Annotated in this window: 10 protein-coding genes; all 10 read right to left on the bottom strand. The window is 37.0% G+C overall.

Annotation, left to right across the window (positions count from 1 at the left end; all coding sequences use genetic code 11):
• Nucleotides 1-7: 7 nt before the first annotated feature.
• The 10 genes from map to K5Q14_RS00820 all read right to left on the bottom strand — a co-directional run bounded on the left by map (nucleotide 8) and on the right by K5Q14_RS00820 (nucleotide 12,712).
• On the bottom strand, nucleotides 8-796 hold the full coding sequence (gene map, locus K5Q14_RS00865; RefSeq protein ID WP_220733945.1) for a type I methionyl aminopeptidase: 789 nt from the start codon (nucleotides 794-796) through the stop codon (nucleotides 8-10).
• Nucleotides 797-947: 151 nt separating this feature from the next.
• Nucleotides 948-1,916 (bottom strand): ROK family glucokinase, encoded by a 969-nt coding sequence (locus K5Q14_RS00860; protein ID WP_220733944.1) that lies wholly within the window; start codon nucleotides 1,914-1,916, stop codon nucleotides 948-950.
• Between the two features lie 163 nt (nucleotides 1,917-2,079).
• A complete protein-coding gene (locus tag K5Q14_RS00855) occupies nucleotides 2,080-2,286 on the bottom strand; it encodes a YqgQ family protein (protein ID WP_220733943.1) in 207 nt (68 codons plus the stop codon).
• The gene (locus tag K5Q14_RS00850) at nucleotides 2,283-2,972 is read right to left on the bottom strand and encodes a rhomboid family intramembrane serine protease (protein WP_220733942.1); all 690 of its coding nucleotides are present in this window, start codon (nucleotides 2,970-2,972) and stop codon (nucleotides 2,283-2,285) included. Before K5Q14_RS00850 ends, K5Q14_RS00855 begins: the two co-directional genes overlap by 4 nt.
• A gap of 48 nt (nucleotides 2,973-3,020) precedes the next feature.
• On the bottom strand, nucleotides 3,021-6,749 hold the full coding sequence (gene addA / locus K5Q14_RS00845) for a helicase-exonuclease AddAB subunit AddA (protein ID WP_220733941.1): 3,729 nt from the start codon (nucleotides 6,747-6,749) through the stop codon (nucleotides 3,021-3,023).
• Nucleotides 6,727-10,263 carry a PD-(D/E)XK nuclease family protein gene (locus tag K5Q14_RS00840; RefSeq protein ID WP_220733940.1) on the bottom strand — a complete coding sequence of 1,179 codons (3,537 nt, stop codon included), beginning with the start codon at nucleotides 10,261-10,263 and terminating at the stop codon, nucleotides 6,727-6,729. The genes addA and K5Q14_RS00840 overlap by 23 nt, the downstream gene beginning before the upstream one ends.
• 113 nt (nucleotides 10,264-10,376) lie before the next feature.
• A complete protein-coding gene (gene ntdP / locus K5Q14_RS00835) occupies nucleotides 10,377-10,946 on the bottom strand; it encodes a nucleoside tri-diphosphate phosphatase (protein WP_010016797.1) in 570 nt (189 codons plus the stop codon).
• A 68-nt stretch (nucleotides 10,947-11,014) separates the two neighbouring features.
• The gene (locus K5Q14_RS00830) at nucleotides 11,015-11,287 is read right to left on the bottom strand and encodes a hypothetical protein (RefSeq protein ID WP_220733939.1); all 273 of its coding nucleotides are present in this window, start codon (nucleotides 11,285-11,287) and stop codon (nucleotides 11,015-11,017) included.
• Between the two features lie 2 nt (nucleotides 11,288-11,289).
• A complete protein-coding gene (gene recX / locus K5Q14_RS00825) occupies nucleotides 11,290-12,087 on the bottom strand; it encodes a recombination regulator RecX (RefSeq protein WP_220733938.1) in 798 nt (265 codons plus the stop codon).
• 49 nt (nucleotides 12,088-12,136) lie between these two features.
• Complete coding sequence (locus K5Q14_RS00820) at nucleotides 12,137-12,712, bottom strand: NADPH-dependent F420 reductase (protein ID WP_220733937.1); 576 nt, start codon at nucleotides 12,710-12,712, stop codon at nucleotides 12,137-12,139.
• Nucleotides 12,713-12,723 lie beyond the last annotated feature (11 nt).

The following is a 12,723-nucleotide window of genomic DNA, read 5'->3' as shown; positions in this document are numbered from 1 at the left end:
CCTACTTTTACAAATATTTTGCATCAAATTCTGAATCTTGACTTGTTAATATTTTTGGTCCATCTTTTGTAATTGCTAATGTGTGCTCATATTGCGCTGACCATGAACCATCATGCGTTGTCACAGTCCAACCATCTTCAGCCGTCTCATCGGTGTCAACTTCCCATCCACCGATATTAATCATTGGTTCAATGGTAATAACCATGCCCTCACGTAAACGAATACCATGACCTGGTTTGCCATAATGAGGCACTTGTGGTTCTTCATGCATCGTTGGCCCAACACCGTGACCGATATATTGACGCACATCCCCGTAATGATTTTCAACTTCAGTATATTGCTGAATGGCATTGCCTATATCGCCAATACGATTACCAATAACTGCTTGATCAATGCCTAGATACATGGCTTTTTTTGTGACAGCCATTAATTTTTTGATTTCAGGTGTCACTTCTCCCACAGCATAAGACCATGCAGAGTCCGATACAGCCCCTCTAAGTGCAACAACGGTGTCTACTTTAACTAAATCACCATTTTTTAAATGTAACCCTTTACGAGGCAAACCATGAGCCACCTCGTTGTTAACACTAATAGTCGTTGCATATTTAAAACCTTCAAATCCAATTTGTGAAGGTACCGCACCGTGACTTTCAATATAGTCACGTGATTTTGTTTCAATTTCCCATGTATCAATTCCTGGTTTAATTAAATCTTGTAACATGTGGTGCATGCCAGCAATAATTGCGCCAGATTCACGCATTGCTTCTATTTCTCTTGGCGATTTTAAAGTAATCATTTTGTATCTTCTTTCTGTAAAACAAATCGAATGTCGCTTATTATTTAATTAACAATATCTAACATTATACCTTTTTTAGGCAATAAAGTGTTATTTATTAAAAAACGTGTCAAAAAAACAACCAAATGGTTGTTAGATATATTGTCCTTATTTAGTTATTATGAACACGCGCCAATGATGCTGCACCAATGACACCCGCATCATTACCTAACTCGGCTAATTTAACACGCGTCGTACTTCTGACTGTTGGGAATGCAAATATTTGCCAATTTTTTTCTACTCGAGCTCGCAAAAATTCACCTGCCGCCGCAACACCACCACCAATAACAACGGCTGATGGGTTTAATATGTTAGACATAGCTGCTGTAGCATAGCCTAAGTAATAGGCGACTTTATCAATGACCTTATTAGCCAAAAAATCACCATCTTTTGCTAAATCAAACACAATTTTTGAAGTGACTTCATCACCGTTAGAAATTAATTGTTTTAACTTTGAAGAACCAACGTACTCTTCAGCAAAGTCTTGTGCCAAGTGTACAACACCGGTCGCCGATGTATATTGTTCTAAGCAACCTTTGTTGCCACAAGTGCATAAATAGCCATTGGGTTCAACAACAACGTGTCCAACTTCACCGCCAGCACCAGCAGTGCCATGGATGAGTTGACCATTTGACACTAAGCCACCACCAACACCGGTTCCAAGTGTAATAAACGATACTTCATCATCATTATTACCAGCACCTCGCCAAGCCTCGCCAAGTGCTGCAGCATTCGCGTCATTATCAATTGTTAATACAAAACCAGTGCCAGCTTCAATGTCTGCTTTCACGTTTTGTTCTGTTTTCCAATTTAAATTATAAGCCCCAGTTACAGTACCAGTCATCCGGTTTACCGTGCCCGGCGTACCCATACCAATACCAATCACACGCGTTGGATCTAACTGATATAAGTCAAGGTGATGATTAATTGATTCAATAATATCTGGTACAATATGCGCACCTTCATCAAAAACATTTGTTTTAATTGACCATTTTTGTTGAATTTCACCCGCTTCAGTCAAAATAGCAAACTTAATTGTTGTCCCACCAAGGTCAACACCGATTAATTTATCTTTAGCCATTATCTTAAAAGTGCAACATACCGTTATCGATGAAATTAAATCTCCATCCTACGGTACAGCACATGTTTCCTCCTAATAAGTTGATTACTCACTCATTTTAACAGAAAACGCTTGCAAATTGCAAGCGTTTTCATAACTTTCAGCAAACCAATGTTTACCAGTATCAATCACTCGGATTTTCTTCTTCCAATCGATGTTCATGTGCTAATATTAATTTCATTGTGGCATATTGTTTATTATCAATAACGTCTGCTGTTTTTAAATTATCAACTTCTAATGCAGCCATCTCAATATCCCACATCCGTTTACCAACATGAATATAAATGCCAAATGTTTTTAAGTAAGTCAGTATGTCATAAAAATTCTTCATGAGACGCCCCCTGATGCGATCAAAATAAGCACAAGTATCAAAATCGTTACCGCAACCATTGTCAGTCGCCAAGCCATTGGATATTTTCCAGAACGACCATAAAAACCAAACATAACAGTAAACATCATGCCACCGATAAGACCACCAATATGTCCCCACATATCAATGCCTGTCGAAAAAAATCCAGACATCAAATTTAGAGCGACAAAAAGTCCCATCATCGTGCCTTGTGAACGAATACGGGGATCATGCTTAAATTGCACAGCGTAGAGTATTAACCCACCAAACATACCAAAAAGCGCCGAAGAAGCACCAACAGAAACTGTCAAGGGTGCAAATAAATAAGACATGGTATTACCAATAATACCGCCAAATAAATACAATCCTAAAAATTTACGACTGCCAAATGTTTCCTCCGCAATGGGACCAATAAACCACAAAGTCAGCATATTGGTCAATATATGCATGATTCCCGCATGTAAAAATATTGGCGTCACTAGTCGCCAATACTGATCATGCATTTTAATATAGGGTCCCCATTTTGCACCAAAAGTTACTAGCAGGTTGCCATTATCTGTTTGCCCTCGTCCAATAAAAAATTCGGCGACAAATACAAGGACAGTTAAGACAAAAATACTAGTTGTCACCGGTGCATTTTTAAATTGTTGTTTCAAAGTTAATAACATAGTCTTTATTTTACACTATTTTTGATAAGAAGAATGCTCTACTTTCATTTAGTCAGTCATCGGAAGTGATGTCACACTGATAACTTGACCAACACTTAAAGCGATAATTTGTGGGTCATGAAAAGTATACGTTGGAAATTCTTGTTGTAAAGCTTGCTGGTATAATCTTAGCTGTCCTTGGTACCGTGTTTTCATTTTTTGTAACTCTTCTATCAAACGATCGTGCTTAAGAAAATCTGTTTTATAATCAAAAATAGTAATTGATCGTGTTGTTTCATCAATAAAATAACCATCAATAATACCATGGACTAATACTGGTGCATCATCAGTCAATGTATCGTAAATACGATTAGCTGGCATAATCATTGCAAATGTGGCTTCTCGTTGCAATGTATCTGCATGTTGTTGCAAACGCTTAGCGAATGGCGTGTCTAAAAAAGTCATTAATTGATCAATATTAATTAACGCTGCAACTTGTGGCAAAATACGTTGACTTTCGACTAAATCATCACGCAAATTTTCGAGTGTTTGACGTGTTTGTATACGCTCAAAATCAATCAGTTGTAATAATAAATGTGTCGCTGTACCAACTGCCGCACTTGATGGTTTATGCGAACCATCGGTCATAAAATTTGGTAACGTTAAACTTTGACTCACTAATTCATTAGCAGGTTTGAAATCACCATCTGCATTGACGTCTAATGTTTTCAAATTAAGGCGATCTGGATCTTCAAACAAGCGTTTCATTTCACTAACAGATTGGTAAGCAGCTGTATTGCTGGCTGCTGTGTTTTCATAATTATAAGTTAAAATTTTTTGCGCCTGCGTAAAGTCAATTGCATCATATGATTCATCTCGCGTTTTTTCATCAACACGGATTGTATTTGATGACTGTTGTAAAACAATGTCATTTTCAGCCACGAAATTCACAGTTAATTTTGCATCCAATAACGTTTCTGGACCTAGCAAACGTGGCATATCCCCATTACCTAACCAATTTTCAAGTGCCTCATTTTTAGTACGTGCTAAACTAATGATTATCCACGCCAAATAAGATTTGGCTGTCAAACGTAAATCCTCATCTAAAAATTGTCCAGTCGTATTTTTGGCACGTTGCCATAAGTCAGCTAGCTGTTTGTTTTCCCCATTCTCATCAACTGAAACTGTTCCAATGACATATATTTGTTGCTCAGCACGTGTTAATGCCACATAAAGTAACCGCATTTCTTCGGACCAGCTTTGGCGTTTCATAGCTTGTTGCACTGTTAATTTTTGTAAGGTCGGCATAGAAACCAACGCATCGGGCTGTAAATAATCAATCCCAATACCCGCGTCCTTTTGAAGTAAGACCTTACCGGTTAAATCTTTTGTATTAAACGTTTTGTCAAATTCTGGTAAAATGACAATTGGAAATTCTAACCCTTTAGAGGCGTGAATTGTCATCAGACGAACTGCTTGTACATCAGATTCTTGTGGTGCTTCACCCAATTGACCATCATTTTCTTGCAATTGTTCAATATAGCGCACAAATCGAAACAGACCAGCATTCGTATTATTTTGATAAGTGCGTGCATATTCATACAAAGCATGCAAATTAGCTTGCCTTTGTGCGCCGCCAGGCATACCCGCAACATAATCTAACCAAGCTGTGTCATCAAATATAGTCCAAATCAAAGCTACTAAATCATTTTGGATAGCTAACAAATGCCACTTATCAAACAAAGTGATGACTTCTTTACCACGTGCGTCGTTTTCAGAAAAATTTTGCAATGCTGTCCAATAGTCATGCTTTTGGTCTGCTAATCTTATAGCTGCAAGGTCATTTTCTGTAAAGTCAAACAGTGGTGAACGTAGCACAGCAGCCAATGGGATATCTTGATGTGGATTATCAATGACACGCAAAACATCAAGAATCAAATAAACTTCCATAGTTTGAAAATAATTACCCACAGATTCCACTTGAACAGGAATTCCTGCTTCCCGTAAAGTAGCCACCAAGTCTATATACCCAGATTTTGATCGAGTTAAAATTGCGATATCCGCATAATTAACAGGTCGCATACCCGCTGGTGTGGTTTTACGATCAAATAAAGTGGTTTCCCGCAGCCTCAAAATTTTATCAGCCAATTGCGCATACTGTGCTTGGCGTTTTTCAAATATCTGTGCTTCTTCTTCATCATTAACTGCTGAACTCGAATTTTGTTTTGTTATGATGTCAATATCAAATACCGCCGGTACTTCTGCTGGATATGATGCTTTCGGAACTAATTTTGCCTCACCAGCATACGCAATATCACCTAATTTTTCATCCATTAATTGCGTAAATATTAAGTTGGTCATCCGTGTCACGTTGTTTTGTGATCGGAAATTATCAGCCAATTCAATTCGACTATCATGATTTTCTGTCATGGCAAATCGCTTATACTTATTTGTAAACAATGTGGGATCTGCTTGCCGGAAACCATAAATACTTTGTTTGACATCCCCAACCATATACATATTTTTTCCGTTCGATACTTGAGATAATAATGTTTCTTGCAACTGATTGATATCTTGATACTCATCAACTAATATTTCAATAAATTGGCCACTAACTGTTTTTTGTGTCGATTCATCGGCCAATATTTGCAATGCTAACGCACCTAAATCTGGAAAATCAACCAATTTAGTTTCCCGTTTAGATTGCGTGAAAGCCACCCGAAAAGTTTGGGTAACTACAATGAGCGTCCTTACCAATTCGTCCGTTGCACCTTGTATTTTTTGCCAGTTCATTTGATCAAATTTAAAAAATGAATCGATTAATTGATTTAAATCAGATTTAGAACCAACAATCTTGTTTTTAATCGCTGTCACCTGAGCTAATATAGCCAACAAGTCTGGTTCGTCTTTTATGCCCTTGCTTGCACGAGTTTCAATACTTATTTTAGGCATTTGGATTAATTTGTCACGTAAGTTATCCCATGTCGTACCGATTAAATTTGAACCAATACCCTGCAAATAATCAATAATAGTGATAAACCCTGCTTGTGTTTTTTTAAATTCAGGTATACCTTCAACTAAAGATTGCGCTGCTATTGCTGAATCTAACAGGCGATTAATCATATCCGACACATTCGGGAATATGTCATTTTGATATATAGTCGACTGCGTGATATCGACATTTTTTGATAGGTCATTATCATTTAAATGTTGTAACCACACGTCACCGTCTGGTCGTGCTTCCGCAAAATCGGCTAATTTTAAAACAATCTGTTGCAAGGGTGTATCATCACTTGGACTGCCAAAATTAGTGACCAATGCTAGAAAATCTGCATGGTTTTCGTGAGATTCTTCATAAAATGACGCAAATACTTCGTTTAATACATCTTGGCGCAATAAATCACGTTCTGCAGTATCTGAAAGTAATCGGAATTGTGGATCTAGACCAATCACATGATAATAATTTTCAATTAACCTTAATGCATAGGCATCTATTGTTGAAATGTTAGCAGCTGGTAGCATTAAAAGTTGTTCTTGCAAAAAACGTTTCATCTGACTATTAGCCGTTTGCATACGTTTTTCAAGTGCTGTTTCCAATCGTTCACGCATTTCTTTAGCCGCTGCATTAGTAAAAGTCACAATTAAAAAATTTTCAACACTGGTACCATCTAAAATTTTTTGAATGAGCCGCTCAATTAAAACAGTTGTTTTACCAGAACCAGCTGAGGCTGCAACTAAAATATTATGTCCTGTTTCTTCAACTGCACGTTGCTGGTTAACTGTAAATGTCGTCGCCATTATCATCTGCCTCCTGTAAAATTTTCAAAATATTAGCCTTCCCTTTAGGCGCCTCTGGTCGATAAGTATCACCTAACGATCGATCAAATCGTAAAATATCAACATATGGTGTGTACTGTAAACTGGCTACTGTTGGTTCCAACGGAAAAAGGCCTGCCAAAATTTGCTCTCCTGCAAATATAATATTGTCAGTATTACGTTTTAATAGCAATTCAAAATCTTGCGCAGCTACAAAATCACTATTGGCATATAGTTCCCCATCATTTTTCTTTTTGAGTTGATAAAATTGTGACATATTACTGTCTGATAATTTGTCTAAACTATCAATATAATCTTCCTCTGAAACAAACAAGCCACGATACTTAAAAATATCTGGTGTCACTTGTCCAGATAAAAGGGCATTAATATCTCCTTTGAAATCCGATATCACTCGTTTTTTTGGGGCTATTTGTGCAAAAAATGCGCCACCAATGGCTTCGACTCCCAGTGCTTCAGCATTCATTTGTGCAGCCTGCCAGTATGTTAATAATTGCATTTGCAAGCCATCAAATGCTTGCCCCCAATCAAATTGCTTGCCACTAGATTTATAATCAACAATTGTACCAAATACTTGTGAATTATCTTGTATATCAAATCGATCAATTTTACCACGCACTTGCATCGTCAAATGTCCCCGATGAAACTTTAAAGCAGGCAATGCATTTTGATCTGGAAAGCCAAATAATTTTTCGACGGCACTTGGTCGCGCAATGTTAACACGAGCCGCGCGTTGTAAATTAGTTAGCAAAGTTTCACTCACCTTTTGCAAATAATCTCGTACTGCGCGCATTTTACCACTCTCTTGTAACAAGTTATATTCAGGCAACATCAGCTGGATAGCTAACTTCTGTTGCAATAATGTCATCAAGGCTGATGTTGTAATATCTCGTAAGCTCATTTTTTCTTGAATTAATCGCTGCAATACCCCTTCTAACACTGCATGATAAAGTGTGCCTGTTTGGGCTACGTTCAACTCATTGGTTTCACGTTCTTTTAGCTTCAACCCATACTGCAAAAAATAACCTAACGGATTATTATAATAACTTTCCAATTGAGATATGGAAACATTTAAGTGTTCACCAAATAGGGCTTGTACAAATTCCGGCTTTAAAGTTTGAATCGTATTACGATAGTGCGGTGCTTTTAAAACACGCGTTAAACGCTCTTTTTGTTGCTGACTAATCGCGTTTTGAACTGCTTTAAAAGCTGCTGTTTTTTGTTGTGTGGGTATAATTTTAACTAATTCAGATAATGTTGCTCTGGGTGTACCAATATAATGCTTTAACAAATCAACACTGCTAGGTGCTACATGACTAACTTTTTCAATCGTTGTATCAAAAGTATGCGTCAATCTTTTGAAGAACGGCGATATTTCTGATATTTTACCACTCGCGTCTAAAATAGGATATGAAAATGTGACCTCATTTGTTGTCGTAGCCAAAGCACCATAAAATAGTAAATTTTCTTCTGCCATCTGTTGTTGTGCTGTATTCTGCAAATATTTTGTGTTCCCAGCTTCTTGCAAAGCCGGTTGCACAATTAACCTTTCAGCATCATTAATTAGCGCAGTTGTTTTTGTTTGTGCTGGTAAATTAGTACGTGTCCCACCCATAAAAAAGAGCTGTTTATAATGATTACTTTGAACAATACCTGCTTCAGAGATGGTCAACTGGTCTAAATTATTAGGAATGCCAGCAAATTTTGCCCCAGAAAAACCAGTACGCAATACTTCTTTAAATATCGCAAGGTCGAATGCTTGCTCTCCATTAATTGCTACAATGTCATCGAGTGTTTGAATAAACAATTGCCAAACTTGTTCCCCCTGACGTGAACGTGTCAATTCACCCGATGTCAATAAACTATCACGCTGCTCTAAAATAGCATCGACAACATGGTATTTTTCTAGCCACAGGATCAAATTAGTTGCTGCTTGCCGCATTGTTTTTGCTTGATCTAATTGTCGTTGTAAATCATCAAATGCTGATAATATAAATCGACGCATTGTTTCAATTCGTCGATTAACCATACCATCATCTGATGACCTGGTTGCATCATCCTCATCTACTTGATCAACAATTGTGAATAATTCAAATGGTTTATCTAAATTACGCCAAGTTGTTTCATAGGGCCGATTGGCATAAAGATAATTATCAAAATAACCCATCACATCAAAAAATTCTTTTTCGGGTACTAATGAACCATTGACGTAGGGACGTAATAAACTGGTTTTCAAAATAGCCATCACATTTTGATATTGAAATCTATCTTTTTGAGGTAATAATAAATTCAATAGTAATTCAACTAAGGGATGATTAGCCATTGGTTGATCGTTATCTAAAAAATAAGGCAAATCAAACTGTGCCATCACTTCTGGTATATGTGCCGTATATGGCGTTAAATCACGCGCTAAAATTAAAATATCACGTAACCGTAGTTCAGGGTCATTAACAAGTAATCGTCGAATACGTCGTGCAACTTCTTGTATTTCAACAACTGTATTTTCGGCAGCAAACGCTTGTAAGTTAACCCGATCTTTTTCACCATTAAAAGTACGGTATTCACCTAAACTTTCCCAAGCTAATAAAACTTGTTTTGTCGTTTGGCTGAGATGACGTAACTGTTTTGGTGCATTGATCTGAACTGTTTGATCAAATGTTTTAGCCGTGTGTATCAGTTGTTGGGCTGTATACATTGGTTTATTAAAGACATCGCCATCTTGTTGTTTTCCTAATTTATCAACCTGACCTAAAAGCGCAATTGATACTGGGTACTTTGCAATCAGCTGCGTGATCACTTGCATTTCAGCACTAGTAAAGCCATTAAAACCATCAAAATAAAATGCCACATTTTCTAGTGATGATGCCGCTAATTGCGTCGCAAAAAAAGGCAAAACTTCCTGTGCAGTGATATAAGTATTTCCTATTTTGCTGTCTAATGCATCCGCAACAATTGCTAAATCACGCAACTTGCTACCCAGTGTTTGGTGTAAAAAAGTCGCATCATTACTCGTAGCATTTAAAATTTGTAATAAATCTTGTGGCGTAATATGACTGGCACGTAGTTCTACTAATTGTGTGACTAATGCAGATATAAACCCACTTTTAGATTGCATCCGTGCAAAAATAGGTAATTGCCCTGCATAGTCCCGCAATATGTCTGAGACCATGATAAATAAGCCCGTATTTTGTATGATATTTGGCTGTGTATTAGGCATGTCTTTTAACAGCGCCCATGCCAATCGTGACAATGAATATACTTGTAAACGACTTTGTGCATATAACTCTTTTTTAGGGTCGTGCCCATTTATTCGTGCAAATTGTCTTAAAACATCGACCTCACTATCAAACTTAACATGATTGGGTACGATATAATAAATTGTTAACGTTTTATCTTGTTGTGTTTTTATTTGCACATCTTGTAACAAGGCATGACGTAGGTCAGTGCGCGCATGATTCATATAAATTGTTAATGCCATTTGACCCTCTTTTCATAATGTGACCAAAAGTTAAGATGTTCTCTCGCACATCATTTATTCTTTCTATATTTTATCACACAAAAAGGCACACAAATATTTGCGTGCCTTTTCTATCAACGACGATCTTTAAGCCGCTGCTGCATCAAATGTTGGTATCTTGCATACCACACATCAATATAACCTTGTGAAAAAGGTCCTGTGCCTTCATTAATCCAGTCCACTAAAATTTTGACATGTGCTTTCAAAATTTGATCAATTTCTGGTGGGTAATGCCATTTTTTACTATGAGCAGCATATTCGTCTGCATCAAGTAAGTGCTTTTCACCATCTGGAAAAACTTTCACATCTAAATCGTAATCAATATATTTTAGCGCCTCTTTGTCTAAGACATAAGGTGATGCTAAATTACAGTAGTACGATACACCGTTATCACGTATCATTGCAATAATATTAAACCAATACTTCTTGTGAAAGTAAACAATCGCCGGTTCTCTAGTTACCCAGCGACGACCATCATCTTCCGTTACTAAAGTATGATCATTTAATCCAATAATAGCATTTTCACTGGTTTTCAAAACCATGGTATCGCGCCAAGTTCGATGCAACGAGCCGTCATGCTTGTAACTTTTGATCGTGATGAAATCACCCTCGCGTGGCCCGCGATTCGACTTATCAAAGCTCATGATCATACCTACTCTTCTGACACCGAATTTCTATCTAATTGTACCAAATTTCACGATTAAATGATAGACTACAAGTCGTTGCGGTGATTATTACCATGTCCAAAATGTTGTGTGTTTGTTTTTTGGTTAGCTTTTTTAGCAGAAATAAGCTGCTTTTGTAACTGTATAATAATTAATTTTAAATTAGACAGTTGACTTTCCAATGTTTTGATTTGATGCTGTATATAGTTATCATTGTTATCTGTTTTTTGTAACTGTCGTAGCGCCTTTGTTATTGTATTGGCTTGTTGTTCTGCTGCCGACAGTTTGGTTTGTAAAACTTTTGAATCATAAATTTGCATGATTAAGACTCACTTTCAAGTGCTAACATAATGATATCAATCACTTCACGAGGGTAACCTTTGGTATAAAGGTGACTTTTTGTCTTATATTGTCTCTGACTCAAAGGCTCATTCCGATAACGATGCCACAGCTTTTCAGCTTGTCTTTTAACATTGTCTAACTCAGTTTCATCATCATTACCAACATCGAGTTCTGCTACAACTGCTTGTCCAATATCAAAAGAAAAGCCTTTATTCGCTAATGCTTGAATAATTTTTTGTTGCTTAGCACGTGTGGATTCACGTTTGTAAGTATTAGCAAATTTGATTGCCATTTTTTGAGCAATCTCAATTTGTTCCTCATAAGTATAAGACTCAAGTGCTATCTCAATATCATCTTCCAGTATGCCTGCCTGCTTTAAATCGGTTTTTATCGCATTCGGTCCTTTAGGACTAATTAATTTTTTTGTTGCGACATAGTGCATGGCATAATTGGCATCATCTAGATATCCTAATTCTTTTAACTGTACAATCGCCTGATTCTGTATTGCTTCAGAAACCGCTTTTTCAGTTAATTTTTGTTTCACTTGTTTAATTGTGCGTAAGGCATGGCCCAAATAATTTATGGCTATATTAAACGCCTTGGCAATGTCATCGTCATGCTTAATTTGTTCAATTAATGCATCATCAAGTTCACGTCCCTTTGCCAAACCATATTTAATTAACACACTTTCAGACACACCAAATGCAAACTGCTTGTCTAAATCAATGCTATAACGCCCTGCTTTTTTTTGTGTCGCGATTTTCGTAATAGTCTTCATACTTCTATTGTACGAAAAAAAGCACCGAAGTGCTTATCTTTTTAGTTATTTACTTGACTAATCCAAAACCACCAGTCCATCCAATAACTTCTTTAGATGCCAATGTCAATTGCAAAAATCCTAATGATTCGAGTTCACGTGCACGTAATAAAGATCCTGCATCAATGACAGCTAATCCACTTCCTACCAATGCTGCTATAATTGTCTCTTTAGCAGTTTGATCATCAGAAGCTAGCTGCACAGTTGTTTGAATTGTGCCATTCACAGTTTTAGTAGCTAATGTACTGGCAAACGTTGTATTAAAACCCTTAACAATTTTAGCATCAGGTGCAATTGCTGCAAATTCTGCAGCTGCTGAGCTATCAGCAGGTACCACTAGTCCATCCCAAGTTTCAAAATTCACAGGATTAGTAATATCAATGACAATTTTACCAGCTAAATCAGCTTTATGATTTGTGACAATTGATTTGGCTGCGTCGTAAGGCACCGCTAGAACAATAATATCTCCCAAATCAGTTACAACATCATCTGATTCAATGAAATTAACCGAATTATTGGCTTCTGAAAAGTTCTGTCCAATAGCCGTCCCCATATTGCCTTTTCCAAAAATAGTAATTGTGCTCATAACATTCTCCT

The organism is Leuconostoc inhae (assembly GCF_019656015.1).
Classification (GTDB): domain Bacteria; phylum Bacillota; class Bacilli; order Lactobacillales; family Lactobacillaceae; genus Leuconostoc; species Leuconostoc inhae_A.
The sequence above is the reverse complement of the archived record's forward strand: the minus strand, read 5'-3'. Positions and strand labels throughout refer to the sequence as shown.

Bases quoted from the DNA above. Each gene is read 5' to 3' on its own strand.
- map (WP_220733945.1), bottom strand. From the start codon at position 796: ATGATTACTTTAAAATCGCCAAGAGAAATAGAAGCAATGCGTGAATCT.
- K5Q14_RS00860 (WP_220733944.1), bottom strand. From the start codon at position 1,916: ATGGCTAAAGATAAATTAATCGGTGTTGACCTTGGTGGGACAACAATT.
- K5Q14_RS00855 (WP_220733943.1), bottom strand. From the start codon at position 2,286: ATGAAGAATTTTTATGACATACTGACTTACTTAAAAACATTTGGCATT.
- K5Q14_RS00850 (WP_220733942.1), bottom strand. From the start codon at position 2,972: ATGTTATTAACTTTGAAACAACAATTTAAAAATGCACCGGTGACAACT.
- addA (WP_220733941.1), bottom strand. From the start codon at position 6,749: ATGGCGACGACATTTACAGTTAACCAGCAACGTGCAGTTGAAGAAACA.
- K5Q14_RS00840 (WP_220733940.1), bottom strand. From the start codon at position 10,263: ATGGCATTAACAATTTATATGAATCATGCGCGCACTGACCTACGTCAT.
- ntdP (WP_010016797.1), bottom strand. From the start codon at position 10,946: ATGAGCTTTGATAAGTCGAATCGCGGGCCACGCGAGGGTGATTTCATC.
- K5Q14_RS00830 (WP_220733939.1), bottom strand. From the start codon at position 11,287: ATGCAAATTTATGATTCAAAAGTTTTACAAACCAAACTGTCGGCAGCA.
- recX (WP_220733938.1), bottom strand. From the start codon at position 12,087: ATGAAGACTATTACGAAAATCGCGACACAAAAAAAAGCAGGGCGTTAT.
- K5Q14_RS00820 (WP_220733937.1), bottom strand. From the start codon at position 12,712: ATGAGCACAATTACTATTTTTGGAAAAGGCAATATGGGGACGGCTATT.